The sequence below is a fragment of the Sphingorhabdus sp. genome (assembly GCF_046154385.1).
Classification (GTDB): Bacteria; Pseudomonadota; Alphaproteobacteria; order Sphingomonadales; family Sphingomonadaceae; genus Sphingorhabdus_B.
The window spans coordinates 176,067-198,330 of the sequence record NZ_JBJXFW010000045.1 but is presented as its reverse complement, the minus strand read 5'-3'; the positions used below and the strand labels follow the sequence as shown (position 1 = coordinate 198,330).

17 protein-coding genes are annotated in these 22,264 nt (G+C 57.1%); 4 read left to right on the top strand and 13 right to left on the bottom strand.

The genetic code is table 11. From position 1 onward, the window contains the following. Positions 1-122 precede the first annotated feature (122 nt). A complete protein-coding gene (gene rimO, locus ACKVOS_RS09440; protein ID WP_409211754.1) occupies positions 123-1,505 on the bottom strand; it encodes a 30S ribosomal protein S12 methylthiotransferase RimO in 1,383 nt (460 codons plus the stop codon). Positions 1,506-1,581: 76 nt separating this feature from the next. Between rimO and ACKVOS_RS09435 the strand changes: the two genes are divergently transcribed. After that, positions 1,582-1,983 (top strand): DUF1761 domain-containing protein, encoded by a 402-nt coding sequence (locus ACKVOS_RS09435; RefSeq protein WP_409211753.1) that lies wholly within the window; start codon positions 1,582-1,584, stop codon positions 1,981-1,983. A 112-nt stretch (positions 1,984-2,095) separates the two neighbouring features. Here the strand turns inward: ACKVOS_RS09435 and surE are convergent, their stop codons facing one another. From surE to ACKVOS_RS09420, 3 genes are all read right to left on the bottom strand, one after another. Next, on the bottom strand, positions 2,096-2,863 hold the full coding sequence (gene surE / locus ACKVOS_RS09430) for a 5'/3'-nucleotidase SurE (protein WP_409211752.1): 768 nt from the start codon (positions 2,861-2,863) through the stop codon (positions 2,096-2,098). Next, positions 2,863-4,143, bottom strand: coding sequence for a serine--tRNA ligase (gene serS, locus ACKVOS_RS09425; RefSeq protein WP_409211751.1), 1,281 nt, complete (start codon positions 4,141-4,143; stop codon positions 2,863-2,865). The genes surE and serS overlap by 1 nt, the downstream gene beginning before the upstream one ends. Positions 4,144-4,342: 199 nt before the next feature. Continuing rightward, the gene (locus ACKVOS_RS09420) at positions 4,343-5,443 is read right to left on the bottom strand and encodes a PEP-CTERM sorting domain-containing protein (protein WP_409211750.1); all 1,101 of its coding nucleotides are present in this window, start codon (positions 5,441-5,443) and stop codon (positions 4,343-4,345) included. A 481-nt stretch (positions 5,444-5,924) separates the two neighbouring features. On the opposite strand from ACKVOS_RS09420, the gene dksA reads away from it, so the two are divergent. Both dksA and ACKVOS_RS09410 read left to right on the top strand, forming a co-directional pair. Next, the gene (gene dksA / locus ACKVOS_RS09415; RefSeq protein WP_409211788.1) at positions 5,925-6,290 is read left to right on the top strand and encodes an RNA polymerase-binding protein DksA; all 366 of its coding nucleotides are present in this window, start codon (positions 5,925-5,927) and stop codon (positions 6,288-6,290) included. A 127-nt stretch (positions 6,291-6,417) separates the two neighbouring features. Then, positions 6,418-6,804, top strand: coding sequence for a PilZ domain-containing protein (locus ACKVOS_RS09410; protein ID WP_409211749.1), 387 nt, complete (start codon positions 6,418-6,420; stop codon positions 6,802-6,804). A 105-nt stretch (positions 6,805-6,909) separates the two neighbouring features. On the opposite strand, the gene pgl is transcribed toward ACKVOS_RS09410, so the two are convergent. The 7 genes from pgl to ACKVOS_RS09375 all read right to left on the bottom strand — a co-directional run bounded on the left by pgl (position 6,910) and on the right by ACKVOS_RS09375 (position 15,799). Then, positions 6,910-7,617: a 6-phosphogluconolactonase gene (gene pgl, locus ACKVOS_RS09405; RefSeq protein WP_409211748.1), complete on the bottom strand. Its 708-nt coding sequence runs from the start codon at positions 7,615-7,617 to the stop codon at positions 6,910-6,912. Between the two features lie 15 nt (positions 7,618-7,632). Continuing rightward, positions 7,633-8,247 carry a bifunctional 4-hydroxy-2-oxoglutarate aldolase/2-dehydro-3-deoxy-phosphogluconate aldolase gene (gene eda / locus ACKVOS_RS09400; protein WP_158898017.1) on the bottom strand — a complete coding sequence of 205 codons (615 nt, stop codon included), beginning with the start codon at positions 8,245-8,247 and terminating at the stop codon, positions 7,633-7,635. Beyond that, positions 8,244-9,215 (bottom strand): glucokinase, encoded by a 972-nt coding sequence (gene glk / locus ACKVOS_RS09395; RefSeq protein ID WP_409211787.1) that lies wholly within the window; start codon positions 9,213-9,215, stop codon positions 8,244-8,246. The genes eda and glk overlap by 4 nt, the downstream gene beginning before the upstream one ends. Next, complete coding sequence (gene edd, locus ACKVOS_RS09390) at positions 9,215-11,038, bottom strand: phosphogluconate dehydratase (protein ID WP_409211747.1); 1,824 nt, start codon at positions 11,036-11,038, stop codon at positions 9,215-9,217. The genes glk and edd overlap by 1 nt, the downstream gene beginning before the upstream one ends. Beyond that, complete coding sequence (zwf, locus tag ACKVOS_RS09385) at positions 11,031-12,476, bottom strand: glucose-6-phosphate dehydrogenase (RefSeq protein WP_409211746.1); 1,446 nt, start codon at positions 12,474-12,476, stop codon at positions 11,031-11,033. The genes edd and zwf overlap by 8 nt, the downstream gene beginning before the upstream one ends. A gap of 99 nt (positions 12,477-12,575) precedes the next feature. Continuing rightward, positions 12,576-13,610, bottom strand: a complete 1,035-nt coding sequence (locus ACKVOS_RS09380; protein WP_409211745.1) for an ACP S-malonyltransferase — start codon at positions 13,608-13,610, stop codon at positions 12,576-12,578. Beyond that, positions 13,607-15,799, bottom strand: a complete 2,193-nt coding sequence (locus ACKVOS_RS09375; protein WP_409211744.1) for a thiamine pyrophosphate-dependent enzyme — start codon at positions 15,797-15,799, stop codon at positions 13,607-13,609. Before ACKVOS_RS09375 ends, ACKVOS_RS09380 begins: the two co-directional genes overlap by 4 nt. Positions 15,800-16,019: 220 nt before the next feature. Here ACKVOS_RS09375 and ACKVOS_RS09370 point away from each other — a divergent pair, with 220 nt between their 5' ends. Further along, entirely contained in the window at positions 16,020-18,608 is a 2,589-nt protein-coding gene (locus ACKVOS_RS09370) for a TonB-dependent receptor (RefSeq protein ID WP_409211743.1), read from the top strand. A gap of 229 nt (positions 18,609-18,837) precedes the next feature. Here ACKVOS_RS09370 and ACKVOS_RS09365 read toward each other — a convergent pair whose 3' ends face one another. Continuing rightward, entirely contained in the window at positions 18,838-21,033 is a 2,196-nt protein-coding gene (locus ACKVOS_RS09365) for a 3-hydroxyacyl-CoA dehydrogenase NAD-binding domain-containing protein (protein WP_409211742.1), read from the bottom strand. A 14-nt stretch (positions 21,034-21,047) separates the two neighbouring features. After that, entirely contained in the window at positions 21,048-22,262 is a 1,215-nt protein-coding gene (locus ACKVOS_RS09360; RefSeq protein WP_409211741.1) for an acetyl-CoA C-acetyltransferase, read from the bottom strand. Positions 22,263-22,264: the final 2 nt, after the last annotated feature.

Sequence of the window (22,264 nt, the reverse complement as noted above, 5' to 3'; positions counted from 1 at the left end):
GTGGTGGTCAGGGGACAGTCCCTGAAGGGACAGTCCCCAACGTCGCGCTTTACGGGGACTGTCCCCTTGCGCGCTTTACGGGGACTGTCCCTTGGGGACTGTCCCCAACGCCGTTTAGGACCCTACCCCGCAATCACCCCAAATAAGTCATGCTCATCCGCATCCTCGATCGCGACCGAAACGATATCGCCTTCCTTCACCGTCGCCGCGACGTCGCGCAGGTAGACATGGCCGTCGATTTCCGGCGCATCCGCCTGGCTGCGGCCCGTGGCGCCGATGCTGCCGTCTTCGTCGGGCTCGCCAATTTCGTCGATGATGACCGGCAAAGTCCGTCCCACCTTCGCCGCCAGTTTCGCCGCGCTGATGGCGGCGGTTTTGGCCATGATCCGCTGAAAACGCTCTTCCTTCACCTCTTCCGGCACCGGATTGGGCAGCGCATTGGCCTGCGCGCCTTCGACCGGTTCGAAACGGAACGCACCAACGCGGTCGAGTTGTGCTTCGTCCAGCCATTCGAGCAAATATTCAAAATCCGCCTCGGTTTCGCCGGGGAAGCCAACGACAAAGCTGGAGCGGATAGCGATATCGGGCGCAATATTACGCCAGTTGCGGATGCGTTCGAGCACCTTGGCTTCATTTGCGGGCCGCTTCATGGCCTTCAGCACATTGGGCGCAGCATGCTGGAACGGAATGTCGAGATAAGGCGTCAGCAAACCTTCCGCCATCAACGGGATTACATCATCCACATGCGGATAGGGATAAACATAATGCAGGCGAACCCATGGCGCGACGCCTTCGCTTGTCCGCAGACCGCCCAGCTCGCGGGCCAGATCGGTCATATGCGCGCGAACATCGCGACCTTTCCACTGCCGGCTTTCATGGCGCGTATCGACGCCATAGGCCGATGTATCCTGGCTTATGACCAGCAATTCCTTGGTCCCCGCGGACACGAGCTTTTCTGCTTCACGCAGAACCGCATCAATCCGGCGGCTGGCGAGTTTGCCGCGCAGTGACGGGATGATGCAAAAGGCGCATCTATGGTTGCAGCCTTCGGAAATCTTCAAATAGCTATAATGGCGGGGTGTCAGTTTCAGGCCGCCCTCAGGCACCAGATCGACAAAGGCCCCGCGCGCAGGGGGTGCAGCCGCGTGGACGGCCGACACAACATCTTCATATTGATGCGCGCCGGTAATGGCCAAAACGTCCGGAAAGCGGGCGCGAATGACGTCGGCTTCATTGCCCATGCATCCGGTAACGATCACGCGGCCATTTTCGGCGATCGCCTCACCAATGGCTTCAAGGCTCTCCTCTTTGGCAGAGTCGAGAAATCCGCAGGTGTTCACCAACACCACATCTGCACCCGCATAATCGGGCGACAGGCCATAGCCGTCGGCGCGCAGCTTCGTCAGAATACGTTCGCTGTCGACCAGTGCCTTGGGACAGCCGAGGGAGACCATGCCCACCTTGGGCGCTGCTTTGATTTGAGTTGCCATGTTGGCCGCGCGCATAGCGGGTTTATGCGCGCTTGTCACGAACCGCAAACAGGCGCATATTTAACATATTCATTTGGAGGGGTGAAACATCATGGCAAATGCAAATTTACTGGCGATTTTGGTCGCCGCCGCAACCGGATTTCTGGTCGGCGGACTATGGTACGGACCGCTGTTCGGCAAAATCTGGATGGCCGAAAACGGCTTTACCGAAGAGGAATTAAAGCAAGGCAACATGCTCAAGATTTACGGGCTAACCTTTGCCTTTTCAGCGCTGTCGGCGGTATTTTTGGGGCACTTATTGGCGTTTTTCGACACGAATACCCGGGCCACTCTAATGATCTCCTGCGGAATTGCGCTGGGCTATATCGTGCCGGCCATCGGTACCAATTATTTGTTCGCACGCAAATCGGGGAAGCTGTTCGCGATTGATGCGGGCTATTGGGTGGTGTTCTACGCCGCGATGGGGCTGGTTTTCGTTTTTCTGGGCAGTTGATGTCGGTTGGGGACAGTCCCCTTAGAAACTCAGTGGGTTGGGGACAGTCCCTGAAGGGACAGTCCCCGTAGAAACTCGGGGACTGTCCCCTTGGGGACTTTCCCCAACAATGTCAGCCCTCATAAGCCTGATGCAAGGCCGCAAGCGACTCGCGGTGCGTCAGGTCAAGTTGCAACGGCGTGACCGCAATATAACCGTCCTCAATAACTTCGAGGTCAGTGTCATGCCCCGATGTGTGCACCATGCCGTGCAAGCCGAACCAGTAATAATCATAACCGCGCGGGTCGGTGCCCTTGACGATCGAGCCGCGGCTATAATCATGGAAACCCTGCCGTGCGACCTGGATGCCTTTGACATCCTGCGGCAACAGAGCGGGAAAGTTGATGTTGATCAGCGTGCGCGGCGTTGCCGGCATATCGAGTAATGGCCGAAGAACCCGTTCACCCCACGCCTCAGCCGCGGAAAAGGGCACGCTGTCGGCCATGCCTTCCTTGCTGTAGACCTGGCTCATTGCAATTGACTGCACGCCGGCAAGCGCGCCTTCCATGGCGGCGGACACGGTGCCCGAATAGGTGATGTCATCACCAAGATTCGCGCCGCGATTGACGCCGGACAAGATCAGGTCCGGCTTCGCGTCTTTCATGATGACGCCCAGACCGAGCATCACCGAATCTGTCGGTGTTCCCGAAACCGAATAATGCTTGTCGCCATGTTGCCGGATGCGAACCGGACGGGTCAGTGTCAGCGAATGCCCCGCACCCGAATTTTCCTCGGCCGGGGCGACAATCCAGATATCGTCGCTGATTGTCCGCGCTATCTGTTCGAGCACCTTCAACCCCGGCGCATTCACGCCGTCGTCATTTGTCAGCAATATACGCATCAGGCCATCGGCTCCAATCGGGTAATTCCGCCCATATAGGGCAGCAAAGCCGAAGGAATTAAGACACTTCCATCGGCTTGTTGATAATTTTCGAGGATGGCCACCAATGTACGACCTACGGCAAGGCCAGAACCGTTCAGCGTGTGCACGAACGCCGTCCCTTTGCTGTCTGCGGGACGGTAGCGGGTGTTCATCCGGCGTGCTTGAAAATCGCCACAATTGGAACAACTGCTAATCTCGCGATACAGCCCCTGCCCCGGCAACCAGACTTCCAGATCATATGTTTTGCGAGCGCCAAAACCCATATCACCGGTGCACAGCAGTAATCTGCGATATGGAAGCTCCAACGCCTGCAAGATCGATTCGGCTGCGCCCGTCATACATTCATGCTCCGCCGCGCTGTCTTCAGGGCGAACAATTGAAACCAGCTCGACCTTTTCGAACTGGTGCTGACGAATAAGGCCCTTGGTATCCTTGCCCGCCGCACCCGCCTCTGACCGGAAACATAAAGTATGCGCCGTCAAGCGGATCGGCAGTTCAGCATCGTCCAAAATCTGGCCAGCCACGCTGCTGGTCAGTGGGACTTCGGCTGTGGGAATAAGCCAGCGCCCATCGGTGGTGCGGAACGAATCTTCGGCAAATTTGGGAAGCTTGTCCGTGCCGTACATGGCAGCATCATTGACGAGAACCGGTGTATTACATTCGTTATAGCCGTTCACCTGCGTTTGATGATCGAGCATAAACTGACCGATTGCCCGGTTCAATCGCGCCATTTGCCCCCGCATGAACGTAAATCGAGTGCCGGAGATTGCTACGCCCGTCTCAAAATCTAGGCCGAGGAGTGGACCAAGGTCGGCGTGATCCTTGGGTTCGAAGTCGAATTCGCGCACGGTGCCCCAGCGTGATATTTCGATATTGTCGTGTTCGTCGGCACCGTCCGGCGTGTCGTCAGCCGGCAAATTGGGCAGAGCGGCGAGCAGCCCGTCCAGCTCGGACGCCAGGGCGCGTTCCTGCTCTTCCATTTGTGGCATGCTGTCTTTCAGCGATGCGACTTCGGCCTTTAACGCCTCAGCCGTGGCGGCATCGCCCTTCCCCATTGCGGCACCGATTGCCTTTGACGCTTCGTTACGCCGTGCTTGCGATGCCTGCATTTCGGTCTGGACCGCCCGCCGTTTTTCATCGAGCGCCAGCAAAGACGCCGACACAGCAGCCGCCCCGCGCCGTTTGAGCGCCGCGTCAAAAGCTTCGGGATTTTCGCGTATATATTTCAAGTCGTGCATGGCGGCAGGCTATGCCGACGCGCCGGAGGTTTCGCAACGAAAAAGGGTGTGGCGTAAGGTGTTGGGGACAGTCCCTGAAGGGACAGTCCCCGTTGAACTTCACTGGGGACTGTCCCCTTGGGGACTGTCCCCAACATTAACAAACAAAAAAAGGGCGGCTCCGAGAACCGCCCTTTCAACAGATACAAGGCAGCACCCCCTATGCTGCGATTGTATCCTTGGATTTCTTGGCGGCACGACGGCGGGCAAACAGGCCTGCGGCCGCCGCGCCAAAGAGCAGAACCATTGGTGGTGCAGGAACATCGGTTCCGCCCGTTGATCCGCCGCTCGATCCGCCACTTGACGATGAAGACGATGAACTGGACGAGGATGAAGAGCTGCTGCTCGAAGAAGACGAGCTTGCACCGAAGCTGGACGATCCGCCCGATGAGGAACCTGTGGACGAAGAGCTGGTCGAAGATGAACCACTCGAGCCATTGCTTCCTCCGGAACCACCGTCACTCGATGATCCGTGACCGCCAGAGCCGCCGCCCGAAGACGAACTGCTGCTGGACGACGAACTGGACGAGGACGATGAGCTGGACGAGGACGACGATCCCGAGCTCGTCACCGCACCGCTGGATGTACTGACATTGCCCGATGATGTCGAAACGCCGCCTGTTGAAGTCGATACACCACCGGTCGAAGTTGAAACGCCGCCTGTTGAAGTGGACACGCCGCCTGTCGACGTGCTCACGCCGCCTGTAGAGGTAGATGTGCTTATGCCACCTGTAGATGTAGATACACCGCCCGAAGTACTCGAGGTACTTGAACCACCCGTCGAAGTGCTTGAACCGCCTGAACCACCAGATGACGTCGAACTGCTTATTCCGCCGGTGCTGCTGGATGTCGATGAAATAACAACTGATCCACCGCCACTTCCGCCACCGGAAAATCCACCGAAAAATCCACCACCAAATCCACCGCCGAAACCGCCCGAACCTCCGATCAGGATAGGCACGCCACCGCCGCTGCCGCCTTCATAGGGCGCAGATGGCAAGAACGGCACCGGAATCGGCGGCATTCCCTGGCTGGCTACGGTTACAACACTTGGCGTGCAGGTGCTGGTCGTCGTTGTACGGACGACCTTGCGGACCCGTTTTACTTTCCGGACCGGTGCATGGTGCGCGATTTTACGTACCTTATGCTTCTTCTTGGCTATTTTCTGGACTTGCGCGGGCGGCGTATCTGCCACTTTCATCGCGCCACCACCGATCAACGCACCGCCACATGTGCAGGCACATAATTTCGCTAAAGCCATGCGTACTGACATAATTTCGACCTTCTTCGGCTATGGGGCAGAATTTACGTCGGAGAGACGGACCCCATTTCACGTCTCCTGATTTAGCCAGAAACGCAGAACTATTGGTTAAACTCAATTGCATTAACCCTGTTTGGACAGGTCACCTTCGGAAAATTACCGAATTTCAGTGGGAAAATGGCAAATCGTCCCGAACTGGAACTGTTTACACGGCGACCATTGCGCGGCGAAGGTCATTTCCACAGCTTTTCCGGGCGCATTGTGCAGTTAGGCAATTTGGCGCTTGTGCGCCTATAGCCCCGAGTCTATATCGCCGCCCGAGAGTTGAATTTAAGCGGGATTCCGTGGTTCCCCCCGGACCGCAAGAGGTGGAGAATTCATAATGGGCGCCAGCGCCAAGCCTCACGAAAATTCCAGTGAAATCAAAGTTATAGATATTGATTTGGATCCATCTTATGTTCCGGCCGATGACGAGCCGTTCATGAATGACCGTCAATTGAAATTCTTTGAAAAGCAACTGATCGATTGGAAGAACAGTATCCTTGCCGAAGCGCAAGGCACTTTGAACCAGTTGCAGGACGGTCCGATACGGGAACCTGACTTGAACGACCGGGCGTCCAGCGAAACCGACTGGAGCATCGAACTGCGGACCCGTGACCGGCAACGCAAACTTATTTCCAAGATAGATGCCGCATTACGCCGGATATCCGAGGGTGAATACGGCTATTGCCAGGTAACTGGCGAGCCTATTTCGCTCGCCCGGTTACGCGCCCGGCCAATTGCGACCATGACGTTGGAAGCGCAGGAACGGCACGAACGGCAGGAACGTGTGTCCCGCGACGATTGATCGCAAATTTGGTTAATTGATGTTGTCGAAATTCGTCACCTTTTGGTGCCATATTAACCTTTTGGCTACATTTCGCTGCCACTAATATCGCTTAACATGAAGACAATTTCTTCTCTGGTAGCGCGATATGACCGATCTGTTGAAAATTGATAACCCAGCGTCCGCCAAACGCGGCAACAACCGTGATAGCCTTTTGCTTAAGGCAATATTGCGATTCAACAGCATCAGCGATGACCGCGAGGTACGAATTCGCAACCTTTCTGCCGGTGGATTGATGGCAGAAGCACCGCTTCGTGTAGCGCGCGGTGAACCTGTGGAAATTCATTTACGAAGCATAGGTTGGATCAGCGGCCATGTCGCGTGGGTCACCGAAGGCCGAATTGGCATCGCCTTTGACCATCCCATCAACCCGAAAGATGCGCGTAAACCGGTTGGCACTAGCGAAATCGAAATGCCTAATTATCTCAAGAAGCTTAATAATCCGGCCGCGCCGAGCAAAATGCGCCGGGTGTAATTGCGCGGGTTTATCGGGGACAGTCCCTAAAGGGACAGTCCCCAAGGTTGCGCTATACGGGAACTGTCCCTTTAGGGACTGTCCCCAACCCTTGCCACGCCAGCATTACGCATCAAGGCAATAAATATCGACCGGAATCGTAATCCGTTCCAAGACTTGGCCGACGGGACTGGTCGATTTCGCGCCGTCTTCGATTGCCTTTTCCAGAACTTCGCGTTTCTGTGTGCCTGAAATAACAATAATTGTCGTGCGCGCCGATGCAATAGCGGCGGCGGTCAGAGTAACCCGGTTTACCGGCGCTTCTTCCGGCAATGGATCGGGAGCCACGCCAACTGCCCGAATATCTTTGCCGCCATGCAGGGCATCGTCCATGTCCGGTCCGGGAAAAATAGATGCTGTATGACCATCGGCCCCCATGCCCAGCCAGACAAGGTCGGGCGGCCAATGCAAATCGGCAAGCCGCGCGTTTGCTGCATTTCCGGCAAGTTTGTGATCGGCGGCGTCGCTGGTAATTGGCAAAACCCTTGCGCCCTTTGGAATGAAGATTTTAGCGATCATCGCGACGTTGGATAACGGGTTATCCACCGCAACCAACCGGTCGTCGGTCGGGATGATCGTGACGCTTTTCCAACGGATATTGGCTTGTGCCAGCTTTTCCAGAATCGGCTTTGGCGTCGAACCACCGGGAAATGCAACCAAGGCTTGCCCTCGCGCATCGAGAGCGCTTTCAATGATGAAGCTGACATCGCCGACGACCGCATCGATCAGATCTTCTGCGGCATCAAAATCCCACCATTCAACTTCTTCGGCCATGCGCTTGTTACTCCATCATGTGCGTAGCGCCGCGGCGGCGCGCGCTGCGGCCTCTATCGCCACAACATCCGGTGTCCCTTTACCAACAAGCCAGCTACCGCCAACACATAAAATTTCAGAAACGGCCAACCAATCGGCAGCGGTTTCCTGTTTGATGCCTCCCGTGGGGCAAAATTTGCACTGGCCAAAGGGACCGATCAGCGATTTCAACGCCGGAAGCCCACCATTCGCCTCAGCCGGGAAAAATTTGAAATGTTTGAGGCCCAGATCCAGCCCGCGCATGATATCGCCCGCATTGGCGATGCCCGGCAGGAACGGGATGCCCTTGGCAACCGCAGCCTTTCCTAGATTTTCGGTCAGACCCGGCGACACAATAAATTCCGAACCAGCGGCAATCGCGCTTTCAAGACCGGGGATATCGACAACGGTCCCTGCCCCCACAATCGCGCCGGGCACTTTCTTCATTTCCGCGATGACATCCAGCGCCGCCGCCGTGCGCAAGGTGACCTCCAGCACGCGAAGCCCGCCGGCGACAAGCGCTTCGGCGACCGGGCGGGCGTGGGCGACGTCTTCGATGACGAGCACCGGAATGACCGGTGCGGTGCGCATGATGGTTTCGATTGCGTTCACTGCGCATGCTCCTGTGCATAAGCCGCCGCCGCGCCGAAAAGGCCGGGTTGCGGATGGGTAATGAGTTTAACCGGAATTCCAGCCATCAACGATTCGAAGCGCCCCTTGGCACGGAAACGCTCGGCAAAGCCTGAGCGGACGAGGATATCCTTGATCCGCAGCCCGAGGCCACCGGCGATCACGACACCTGCAAATCCACCCTGCGCGAGGGTAATGTCGCCCGCGACGCTGCCCAGCGACAGACAGAAACGGTCAACAGCGGCTGCGGCAAGACTGTCCTCACCCGACATGCCCAATTGCCAAAGCTGCTTGTCGTCAAGTTGCTGGACGGCTTTGCCTTCCAGAGCGGCCAAGGCTTCGTAAATTTCCACTAGCCCCGGCCCCGACACGACGCGTTCCGCCGAAACCCGGCGATACCGTTTCCGCAACCGTTCGAGCAACGCATCCTCGATACTGTCGAGAGGTGCGAAATCGATATGCCCACCTTCGGTCGCTTGCACATGGTAACCGTCGCCCTTGCGCCAGATATGCGCGACGCCAAGCCCGGTTCCGGGTCCAATGATGCTGATTGTACCACTATCGGCCAAGGGCTGCACCGGCCCGGTCAGGTGCAGAAAATGCTCCGCATCTGCCTGCGCCACAGCATGGCCCACAGCGCCGAAGTCGTTGACAATGACGAAGCTGTCAACGCCCAGTTTTTCGCAAACCAGCGACCGCCGGATAATCCAGGGATTATTGGTCAGCTTAATCACATCGGCATCGACAGGTCCGGCAATCGCGATTGCGGCAGCGCGCGGCAAAGGCTTTCCGGTGATCCGGCCAAAATCCTCCCACGCGGTTTGAAAGCTCGCATGCTCCGCCGTCTTGAGCGTTACCGCTTCACCCAGCGAGACGACACGCCCGCCGGAAACCTCGGCAATGGCGAAGCGGGCATGGGTGCCGCCGATATCGACCGAAACAATCTCCATCACAGACCTGCTGCCGCCAGCATCGCCGAGCCGCCTTTCTCTGCCTCATCGGCGGTGGCGCGCATCAGCGCGAACAATTCGCGTCCTGTACCCACATGGCCCGAAGGCATGGGAACAGCCATCCGGCCCGCCCATTCCGCTTCATCGACCAAAACATTCAGAGACCCGTCATCGGCGCAGAGCCGAACCACATCGCCATCCTGCAATTTCGCAATGGCACCGCCGCGTGCAGCTTCGGGACTGAGGTGGATCGCTGCAGGAACCTTGCCCGACGCACCCGACATACGGCCATCGGTGACGAGCGCGACCTTGAAGCCCTTGTCCTGCAGCACACCGAGCGGCGGGGTCAACTTGTGCAGTTCGGGCATGCCATTGGCGGCCGGCCCCTGGAACCGGATAACGACGATCACATCGCGATCGAGTTCACCCGCCTTGAACGCGGCCAAAGCGTCGTTCTGGTCGTGGAAGACCCGCACCGGCGCTTCAATGGTCCACCGCGCCGGATCGACTGCGCTGGTTTTGAAGGTAGCGCGGCCCAGATTGCCGGTGACGAGCCGCATCCCGCCGTCGGGACTGAACGGGTTGGAGGGCGGGCGGAGCATCGATTCATCGGCAGTCACAGCAGGTGCCTCGCGCCAGCACAGTTGCTCATCCTGCAATACCGGTTCTTGACCATAAGCGGTCAGATCGTCCGCCGCGACGGTCATGATGTCGCGGTGCAACAGCCCTGCATCCAGCAACTCGCGGATCACATAGCCCATCCCGCCTGCCGCGTGGAAGTGGTTCACGTCACCCGAACCATTGGGATAGACACGTGCAATCAATGGCACCACGGACGACAATTGGTCGAGATCTTCCCAATCAATCATGATGCCTGCCGCACGCGCAATAGCTGGAATATGCAGGGCATGGTTGGTCGACCCGCCAGTGGCCAGCAATCCGACGCAGGCATTTACAATCGCCTTTTCATCGACGCAGAGGCCGAGCGGACGGTAATCGTCGCCTTCCCATCCGATTTCGGCAAGGCGGTGCACCGCCGCGCGCGTCAATTCGGTGCGCAATTTCGTACCCGGATTGATGAAGGCCGCACCGGGAATGTGTAGCCCCATCACTTCCATCATCATCTGGTTGGAATTGGCCGTGCCGTAAAAGGTGCAGGTCCCTGCCCCATGATAGGAGGCAGCTTCCGCATCCAGCAATTCTGCGCGGCCGACTTTGCCTTCGGCATATAGCTGACGGACACGTTGCTTTTCTTTGTTGGCGAGTCCGGACGGCATGGGGCCTGCGGGAATCAATATCGTCGGTAAATGGCCGAAGCGTAATGCACCGATCAGCAAGCCGGGCACGATCTTGTCGCAAATGCCGAGCATCGCGATGCTTTCGAACATCCCGTGGCTCAGGCCTACGGCGGTCGCCATGGCAATCACGTCGCGGCTGAACAGCGACAATTCCATCGAATCCTGCCCTTGCGTCACCCCGTCGCACATGGCCGGGGTGGCTCCAGCGACCTGCGCCGTGGCGCCGACTTCGCGGGCGAAGATCTTCATCTGTTCAGGGTAGCGTCCATAGGGCTGATGTGCGGACAGCATATCATTATAGGCGCTGACGATGCCGATATTCATCGCCTTGCCGCCACGGATTGCGGCCTTGTCTTCACCGCTGGCGGCAAAGCCATGGGCGAGATTGCCACAACTCAAGGTGGGCCGGTTGACGCCCGCATCCCGTTGCCGCGCAATCAGGTCCAGATAGGTAGCGCGTCCCGGCTTTGACCGTTCGATGACCCATGCGGTAACCGCTTCCAAGGTGGCGTTCAGCTTACTCATGCCAGCTTACTCCATCCCGTTCGGCAAGTGCGATGGCGGCATTGGGCCCCCAGCTACCTGCGCCGTAATTTTTGGGCTTCAATCCGGTCGTCTTCCATAGATCCCGGATGGCATCGACCCATTTCCACTGTGCCTCGACCTCGTCGCGGCGCACGAACAGGGTCTGGTCACCCTCGATCAAATCGAGCAGGAGCCGTTCATAGGCGATTCGGCGGCGCGATCCTGCAAAAGCGGTGGTAAGCGACAGGTCGAGCGGCACTTCACGCAGCGTAACCCCGCCGCGATCGAGACCCGGTTCCTTGGCCATGACCAGCAGACGCACATATTCCTCCGGCTGCAACCGGATGATCAGGGTGTTGGCCTCCAACCGTCCGCCGCGCGCGCCGAACACATTGTGCGGTACCGGTTTGAATTGGATCACAATCTCGCTCCGCCGTTCAGGCAGACGCTTTCCGGTGCGCAGGAAAAAGGGTACACCCTGCCAGCGCCAATTATCGACATAGGCCTTGATGGCGACAAAGGTTTCGGTGTCGGATGGCTTGCCCAGATCGGAATCATAGCTTTTCACCGCCTCGCCCTTGACTGCGCCATCGCCATATTGGCCGGTCACAACATCGCCCTCGGCAACGGGCCGCAAGGCGCGGAGCACCTTGACCTTTTCATCGCGGATTGCAGTGGCATCCAGATTGGCGGGTGGCTCCATCGCGGTTAGCGCCACGAGCTGGAGCATATGGTTCTGCACCATATCGCGTAGCGCACCGGTGTCGTCATAAAAGCCGGCACGTCCTTCCAGACCGACCGTTTCGCTCACGGTAATCTGGACATGCTCGATAGCATTCGCATTCCACAACGGCTCGAACAGCATATTGGCAAAGCGCAGCGCCATCAGGTTCTGCACCGTTTCCTTGCCGAGATAATGGTCGATCCGGAACGTCCGCTTTTCCGGGAAGACGGCGTTGACCGCATCGTTGATCTGGCAACTGCTGGCGAGATCATTGCCTAATGGCTTTTCCAGACCGATACGCACATTGTCGCCCGCGAGCCCTGCGCTGTGCAGTCCTCTGATGGTGGGTTCGAACAACGACGGGGCGGTCGATAGGAATATCGAAAGGCCGCCCGAAATGTCGCCGATTTTGTCGGCCAACGCAGCAAAGCCGTCAGGCTGCGACGCATCCAGCGCCTGATAGTGGAGACGCTGCAGGAAGGCATCGATCATGCCTTCTGCCTTGCGGTCTTCCGGCAGAAATTCGCAAAGTGCGGTGCGCGCAAATTCGCGGAACTCGGCATCGCTATAGGCGCTGCGCGCGGTGCCGAAAATGCGCAAGGCAGGGTCGATCAGCTCGTCGGCGTGCAGCGCATAAAGGGAAGGTAGCAACATCCGCCGCGAAAGATCGCCGGTCGCGCCGAATAACAAGAGGGTCGAACTATGCTCGCTCATGCAGCCTATCTCCAACAATCGGCGTCCTGCGCGTCGATTACGCGCCATCACTTAGCTTGCCGACCCCTCGCGTCTAGCGCTTATTCGTATGCACCGCCCTTAACGGACCACCTGCGCCCTCTGATCGGCTATTCCCATCGACAATATCACCGGATTTTCCGCCTGACGGGCCTGAAAATCCGTTTTTCCGGAAAGGCCGCGCCAGTCTGATGCGATCAGGGCCTGCGCGGTAGGTGCGCCGAGCGTTGTGCCGGGGCCTAGGACAATGATCTTATCCGGCGCAAATTCGGCCGCCGCGACCTGAACCGCGCGGGTAAAATCATAGGTCCGGTTCAACTGCGCTCCCAGAGTATAATCATAGATCGCAGCCGGATCGAATGCCTTGGGAGACCAGACCTTGCCCTGCCCGTCCACCGCCGAAAGCCCACCGGCACCGAAATCTGCCAACGGATTGGCGGCGCGCGCCATTTCCGGGATATGGTCGAGCAGCGGGCTGTGAAAAGCCGCATGGTGCATCAGACGCATGGGGAAGCGGTCGTCCTTGGGCAAACGCTCCGCCAACCATTTCAGGCCATTATCATCCGCCGCGAACACGATCATGCCACCGAGATGGATGGAAATATGGACTTCTATATCAGGGAGAGATACAACTTCTTGATGTATCTCACTGACTAATTTGTCTTTTTCGGGATCGACACGCCAATCGGCATCCACAATCGGCCAGACGATTTGCCCGCCGACGCCATGCTGGTGCATCATACCACCCATATTGTTGACCAACCGCGCTCCACCTTCGAAATCGAGTATTCCGGCGCAAGCCAATGCCAAATACCAGCCCATTGAATTGCCGGTGACCGCAACAATATCGTAGCGTTCCCGGTCAATCGCCGCGAAATCGGCCAAGGCACAGGCGTAGATTAGCAGGGATGCATTATCGCCCGTCATATGGACCGACGGCGCATATTTCTCGGCACCGTCCAGTTCCGAAATCGGCACCTGCCCCAGCGAACGGCGGAGCGCGTCGAGTTGTTCGACCATCGCCCAGCGGCCGGCATGATGGGTTTTCAGATAACCAAGTTCCGGCGCATTATAGGTGCCGCGTCCGGGGCAGACGACAAGTGCAGTCTCTTTCATGCCACAGCCGCCTTTGCCGCTGCGATGATCGACTCGCGGCTTGGCAAAACCAGCTCTGCGGCGGGGCCCAAGGGGATAAAGCAATCTTCGGCAGTGACCCGGCGTGTACTATCCCCACGCCCCGCCTCGGCAAGTATGGTCATCAGCTTCTCGCTCAAACTGCCTGTCCGGCGGCTTTCATCGACGATCAGGATATTCCGGCAGTCGGCAACAACCTCCACTATGGCGGCATCGTTCAACGGGTGTAGCCAGCGCAGGTCGATGATCCGCAAATCAATCCCCCCTGCGCGCAATTCAGCCTCTGCTTGCCGCGAAAGAAAATAACCATTTCCGTAGGTTATGATCGCAAGTTGCGAACCACTCCCATGCTGGTGCAATTCGCCAAAGCCGATATGCTGCGCGTCGGCGGGCGCAACATAAGGTGCCGTCCACGCCCCGTCATTGGCCTCCACCAAATCGGTTGTGTGATAGAGCGCGATGGGTTCGACAAATACAACCACTTTGCCATCCTCATGCGCCATCCGGACACATTCGCGCAGCATGGCGGGCGCGTCTGCGGCATTTGAGGGACAGGCGACGACGATACCCGGAATATCGGTCAACACCGCAAGGCTATTGTCGTTGTGGAAATGCCCGCCAAAGCCCTTTTGATAGGGAAGTCCGGCGATGCGGACGACCATCGGATTGCGATACTGGCGGTTGGAGAAGAAGGACAGAGTGGCCGCCTCCCCGCGAATCTGGTCCTCGGCATTGTGCAGATAGGCCAGAAACTGGATTTCCGGAATCGGTACAAAGCCATTATGCCCCATCCCGATGGCGAGGCCCAATATGGTCTGTTCGTCGAGCAATGTATCAAAGACCCGCGCCGCGCCGAATTTCTCCTGCAGCCCCTGGGTCACCCCGTACACTCCGCCCTTGCGCGCCACATCTTCGCCAAATAGCGCGACATTGGGGTAGCGCTGCATCAGATCGGCGAGCGCAAAGTTGATGGACTTCGCAAGCGTTACTGGCTTGGCCAAATTGCGCTGATCCTTGGCAAACAGGGCATCACGGGCCGGTGCATCCGGCAAAGTCGGCGATGCTTTGAAACCTTTTATGGGGTCAATCGACGCCATGACGTCAGTCGCAGTCTCGATCCGTGGCTTGGCCAGCGCGTCCTGCGCCACATGGTCGACGCGAGCGCGCATATCCTGATAGCGTTGGACGATTTCGTCCCCTGAAAGCCCCGCCTGTTCATGTAAAATGCGGGCGCTGTGCAGCAACGGGTCCTGCGCCTCGGCAGCCTCGATATTGGCGAGCGCCGAATAGCTTGCCTCTACGTCTGCCCCGGCATGGCCCATCAGGCGGACGGTGCGCATATGCAGGAACACCGGCCTGCGCCGCGCCCGCGCATAGTCGACTGCTTCCTTGCACCCGCGCACGGCATCGTTCAGGTCTGCCCCGTCGCACTGTATATAATGCAGCGCAGGCCGGTGCGCGAAGTTCGCTTCGATCCAGCCGCCCGGCGTGCGCACCGATATCCCGATGCCATTATCTTCACACAGGAAGATGATCGGCATCGGCAAATGCTGATAGGCGGCCCAACAGGCCGAGTTGAATGCCCCTTGCGACGTCGAATGGTTCGCCGACGCATCGCCGAAGGAGCACAAGATCACCGCATCATGCGGCAGGATAGCGTCCTCAAGCTTCAACCGCTGTGCCATCCCCAGTGAATGCGCCGCGCCCACCGCTTTTGGCAGGTGCGAGGCGATGGTGCTGGTTTGTGGGGGAACGAACGTATTGGCGCAGCCCAATACCTTGTGCCTTCCGCCCGATATCGGATCATCAGCAGAGGCGGCAAAAGACAGAGCCATATCGTATAACGGGGTCAGGCCGCCGAACTGCTTCTTACGCTGGATCAGGAACGCAGCATCGCGATAATGCAGGAACGCCATATCGGTGTGCCGCGTCGCCGTCGCCATCGCTGCGGTGCCTTCATGGCCGGAACTGCCAATCGAATAAAATGTCTTCCCCTTCGACCGCCGCGCCCACAAATCGAGATGGCGGCTCATGATCTGGCTGTCGAACAGATCGACCAGTTGATGCGTTGAAATTGAAAATGGTGCAATATTGCTGCGCGGTGCCGGAAAATCTTGCGCCGCAACACGGCGCGTAAAAGCGTCATCGATTATAGTGGGTCGGTCAAACATATCCCGACACTGAATAACGAAGCGACACGCAAAAGCCACACCAAATCGCAAAATTCAATCGCTTGATTAAATCACTGGATTTGTGAAAATTCTTCGATAGGATGTTGATTGAGAGAGAGCTTATTCCCCGGGAAATCCCAGTGAATTTGTAAGTGACTGCTGGATCGAGACGAACAGAAAATGTCGCAAAATCCACAGTCAATATGGAGGAGAGAGAGAAATGCGTCGTTTTAACCGTATAATGACGGCCGCTTTGTGCGGCACGATTTGCAGCACTTTGGCGGTACCTGCCGCCTTTGCCCAACAGTCCGCAGCCGATGACGATGGGGATGAGCCGATCATTGTGACCGCAACTTTGCGTGCGATGGATGTGCAGGACATTCCCCTCGCTGTGACAGCAGTAGCGCCCGAGGCATTGGAACGCGAAGGTGTTTCGGACATCAAAACTTTGTCCTCGATTTCGCCCAGTTTCAACATCCAGTCATCACAGACTGAAACCCAGGGCACCTCGATCAAAATTCGCGGCGTCGGCACCACCGGCAATAACACCGGCCTGGAAAGCTCGGTCGGCGTTTTCATTGACGGCGTCTATCAATCGCGCCCCGGCGTAGCGCTTGGCGACCTAGTCGACCTGGAACGGCTCGAAATTTTGCGTGGGCCACAAGGCACGTTGTTCGGACGCAATACATCGGCCGGTGCGCTCAATATCACAACGAAGCGCGCCAACCTCTCCGAATTTGAAGGCTTTGCCAACGCATCTTATGGCAATTTCAATTTCATCAATGTGCAAGGCGGGGTCAGCGTCCCGATCGCACAGGATGTCGCAGCATTCCGAATTTCGGGTACCTATCGCAAACGGGATGGATATCTGAAAAGCTCAACCGGCGCGGAAAGCAACAACCGCGACCGTTATATGTTGCGCGGCCAACTCTATATCGAGCCCAATGCCGATGTCAGCATCCGCTTGCTTGCTGATTATTCCAAGGTCGACGAAAATTGCTGCGACGCCGTTATCGTTCGTGAAACCGAACTGGCACCCTTCTTTGCGTTCCATGGATTGGCGAATGATGGGGTCGATCAATCTGGTCCTTCAGCGTTGAATAATCTGGCAACCAATGGTCAGCTTTTCGTCAATGGTGCCGAACAATGGGGTGTTTCGGGCGAACTGAAATGGGACCTTGGTGGCGTCAAAATGACGTATATCGGTTCGTATAGAAACTTTGAATCCAATTCGACGCAGGAATCAGATTTCGTGTCATTGGCCATATTTACAACCGGTGCAGGTGGCCAAAATTCCCGTCCCGGCATTTTGCCAACAGGCAACCGGATCAAAACAATGACCCACGAACTGCGGTTTCAGGGAACGGCGTTCAACGATCATCTCGACTGGCTGGTCGGCGGTTTCTATTCGACGGAAGATATTGTCGAAGACCAGACCATGACATTCGGGACCGATTACCAACGGGCCAATAGCGCGTTTAACTTTGCAAATGCACTCGGAGTTAATCCACTATTTGCATTTACCGCATTGGGCAATGGCGGAATTCCGGTAAACTCGGCGGGTGCTTTTGCAGAAAACCGGTTTAGTCAAGATGCTAAAAGCTTCTCTATTTTTACGCATAATGTCATCAACTTCACCGATAAATTGAGCCTGACATTAGGCGCGCGCTATGTTGACGAGAAAAAGACGGCATCATTTGACCAGCTTAATTCTATAAACGGCGCATGCCAGGCAAGTGTGAACGGCGTTCTGACCGGCGCGTTCTCTGGCGCTGGATTGCCCGGCGCAGTTCAATCAGGCATTGTTGGGCTTAACTGCTTCCCGTTCGCAGCACCAGTCACCTTGGCGGCACCTGCGGGATTGGGCGGCGGCCTTGCCAGCAACTTCCTGCCCTTGCCGCGTGAATGGTCGAACGTCTTCAAAGACGACGAAATTACCTACACGGCGCAAGTCGGATATAAAGCCAATCCGGATCTTTTGCTTTACGCGGGTTACAGCCACGGCTTCAAATCGGGCGGGTTTAACCTTGATCCAACGGCGGCCAATATCACCAATTCCGGCGCCGTGCTGGCGGGTGGCGGCACGGTTGCTCCGATTTTTGCAGATCCGCGGTTCAAATCCGAAAAAGTGGACCAGATCGAAATCGGGGTGAAAGGCACCTTCGGACCGATCAAGGCGAACCTTGCCTTGTTCGATATGAAAATGAGCGATTTCCAGGTTCTCGAATTCACCGGCGTCCAGTTTCTGACCTTTAACGTAAACTCCGCCCGTTCAACCGGTGCGGAGCTCGAACTGTTCGGTGATTTCGGCAATTATGTGAAAGGCAATCTGGCCCTAACCTATGCCGATGCGCGTTATCCGAGCAATTGCGCCAACGGTGTCGCCCCCGCTGCGTTGGGTTCTGTAACCCGGCTTTGCGGTCAAGATCTTACCAACGCTCCGAAATTCACCGGCGTCATCGGGTTGACCTATGACGGTCCGCTCAACAGCTCAGGCTGGGGATTGCTGGTCAACGGCAGCATGAACTATTCGGACAGCCGGACCACACGGACTATCAATCTGGACACAAATGGTCTTCCCATTCCGCTTGCGGAGCAGGAAAATTATTTCAAGATGAATGCGCGCATCGGGCTCACCACGCCGGATGAGCGTTTCACCTTTGAATTGTGGGGCACGAACCTGACGAACGAAATTACCCGCGGCATTACCGCCAACACCCCGTTGCGTGGTGGCGCTGGCACCCGTTCGCTGATCGGTTTTGTCGAAGAACCCCGCATGTATGGCGTAACGGTTCGCGCGAAGTTCTAAGAAGCTAAATCGAAAAAGGGGCGGCCTTCCCAGTGGAGGCCGCCCCTTTTTTTGCGCGCAAATACTAAACAGGTTCAAATTATAGCGACCGTCACCCTGAATACTTCCATGCCCAATCCGTTCGCATCGAGCGTAGTCGAGATGCCGTGCAGTAGTTCGCTACCGATTGGTGTCTCGACTTCGCTCGACACGAACGGAAGGACTTAGATTAGAACGCTAACCCGCGTCTTTAAGCAGCCGCCTTATAAAGTGTCGCCCCTGTATCCGCCATTTCGCGGAAGCTTTTCGGCGGCGCGAAACGGCTGCCAAAACGCTGTGCCAGACTGTCGGCGGTGCGGACGAAGTTTTCGAGGCCGACGGTGTCGATATAGCTCATCGGACCGCCGGTATAGGGCGCAAAACCCCATCCGAAGATCGCCCCAAGATCCGCGCTTTGCGGATCGCACACGACTTCTTCTTCAAAGCATTGCGCCGTCGCAATCAACTGGATGTAGAGAAGGCGTTGCTTGACCTCTTCCACCGTCGGCTGGTTTTCCGCCAGGGGATAATGATCGGCCATTCCCTGCCACAAAGTCAGGCGCTCGCCCTTTTCATCGTAGTCGTAAAAACCAGAGCCGAAGCGGCGGCCCTTACGGCCCAGCTTGACGACCATCAGTTCCATGAAATCTTCGGTTCCGCTTGGCTGGTAAGCGTCGCCCAATTCCTTCTTGGTCGATTGCATCACATCATAGCCAAGCTGCAACGTGGTTTCATCGAGCAACGCCAGCGGACCGATGGGCATGCCCAGCGACTTGGCCGCATTTTCGATCAGGGCAGGCTTCACGCCTTCGGTCACCAGCTTCATCGCTTCGCCCATATAAGGTGGGAAAACGCGGTTGGTGAAGAAACCACGCACGTCTTTGACGACGATGGGGGTCTTTTTGATCTTCGCATTATAATCAAATGCTGCGGCCAAAGCGCGGTCGCCCGACAGTTCGCCGGGGATGATTTCCAACAGCGGCATTTTTTCTACGGGCGAGAAAAAGTGCAGTCCGATGAACAGTTCCGGACGGACCGAATTTTTCGCAAGGCCGGTGATAGGCAAAGTTGACGTGTTGGAAGCAAATACGACGTCGGGACGAATAACCGCCTCTGCCTTTTTGATGACGTCGGCTTTTACGTCGGGGCGTTCAAACACCGCCTCGATGATCAGGTCGACATCTTTCAGATCGTCATAATTATCGGTCGGCGTAATGCGGGCCATGAATGCCTCGCCTGCTTCCTTGGACATTTTGCCACGGCCCACGGCCTTGTCGATAATCTTGCGGCTGTATTCGACCGCCTTGTTGGCGTCTTCCAGACTGCGGTCGAGAACAACAACATCCATGCCGCCCTTGACGGTCACATGGGTGATGCCCGATCCCATCAGGCCGCCGCCCAAAACGCCGACTTTCTTGATTTCGACGGGAGGCACATCCTTGGGACGTCCGGCGCCCTTTTCTGCAGCCTGCTTGTTGATAAACAGCGTGCGGATCATATTCTTGGCCTGGCTGCCCGAAAGCAGCTTGGTGAAATATTTCGATTCCACGCGAAGCGCCGTGTCGAACGGAAGGATCGAGCCTTCATAAAGGCAGGACAAGATCGCCTTCACGGCATCGAAATTGCCCTTACTTTCCTTGTGCGCCATGGCGTTCAGTCCGACGAAAAGCTGAACCGAACGTGGGTCCATTGCGCCTGCACCGCCCGGGAATTTGAAATCCTTCTTATCCCAAGGTGCAGTGACCTTCGGATTGGCCTTTACCCATGCCTTGGCATTGGCGATCAGGTCCGCAGCCGGGACAACGTCATGCACCAAACCCTGCGCCTTTGCCGTTGCGGGGTCGAGCGACTTGCCCTGAATGATCATCATGGCCGCATTTTGCAGGCCGATCAGGCGAGGTGTACGCTGGGTACCACCGCCACCGGGCAACAGGCCAACCATCACCTCGGGCATGCCGAGCTGGATTTTCGGATTGTCGGCAACAACGCGATAATGGCACGCAAGGGCCAGTTCCAAGCCACCGCCCAGAGCGAGGCCGTTAAGGGCACATGCGACCGGCTTTGCCGAGGCCTGACCGCTGGTCAACGCCTTGGCGGTCTTACCGCCGGCTTCCATCTTGCGCAGCAAGGCGTTTAGCGCGAATGCCTGGTCAAAGGCTTCTTTCGTGCTGTTCGCCTTTGCCCCGCTCAGCATGGTGAGGTCTGCGCCCGCGAGGAATCCGTTAGCTTTGCCGGATGTAATAACGGCACCCTTGACCGCGTCGTTGGTTGTGAAGTCTTCGACCCACGCACCGAATTCGGCAATCAGGTCGCCATTCCAGACATTCATGGTCGCGCCGGGAATGTCGATGGTGACAAGCGCGATGCCGTCGCTGTCGATGTCGACGGAAAAAGTTTTGTAAGTCATGTTCGAAATCCCGATCAATTCACGCGTTCGATGATAGTCGCAGTGCCCATGCCTGCGCCGATGCACAGGGTGGTGAGCGCGGTCGATTTTCCGGATCGTTCCAGTTCGTCCAGAACGGTGCCCAAGATCATCGCGCCGGTTGCACCCAGCGGGTGGCCCATAGCAATCGCGCCGCCATTCACGTTGATATCATTATGGTCGATGTTGAGTGCCTCCATGAAGCGCAGGACAACGGCAGCAAATGCCTCGTTCAATTCCCACACATCAATGTCGCCCTTGTCCATTCCCGCACGCGACATAGCCTTTTGTGCAGCAAATTCGGGGCCCGTGAGCATGATCGACGGTTCAGAACCGATGGACGCCATTGAAACAATGCGTGCGCGCGGTTTCAGGCCGAGTCGTTCTCCGGCTTCCTTATTGCCGATCAACACCGCAGCAGCCCCGTCGACAATGCCCGAACTGTTCCCTGCATGATGCACGTGGTTGATCTTCTCGACCTCGGGATACCGCATCATGGCAATATCGTCGAAGCCAGGCATCATGGTGCCCATCATCTGGAAAGCTGGCGACAAGGCGCCAAGCGATTGCATGTCCGTTTCGGGGCGCATGAGTTCATCATGATCAAGGATCACCTCGCCAATCACATCGCGGATGGGTAGGATAGATTTTGCAAACCGCTTTTCAGCCCAAGCTTTAGCCGCGCGTTTTTGGCTCTCGACCGAATAGGCATCAACATCGTCGCGGCTATATCCATAGATCGTCGCAATCAGATCGGCGGATATTCCCTGCGGAATGAAATAATTGGCGATGGCCGAGCGCGGATCAATCGGCCAAGCGCCGCCGTCCGAACCCATTGGCACACGGCTCATCGATTCAACGCCGCCGCCAATCGCCAGATCGCATTCGCCCGACATAACTTTCGCTGACGCAATATTCGATGCCTCAAGCCCTGATCCGCAGAAACGGTTTACCTGAATACCTGACGTGGTGTGCGCGTACCCGGCCTGAAGCGCGGCTGTTCGCGTAATCACCGCCCCCTGTTCGCCCACCGGGGAGACGCAACCAAAGGCGATATCTTCCACCGCATCAGGCGCAAGACCGTTACGATCACGCACACTTGCCAAGACCTGCGCCGCCAGATCAAGCGGTGTAATTTCATGCAGCGCGCCATCGGAACGCCCTTTGCCGCGAGGGCTTCGTACCGTGTCATAGATATAGGCTTCAGTCATAA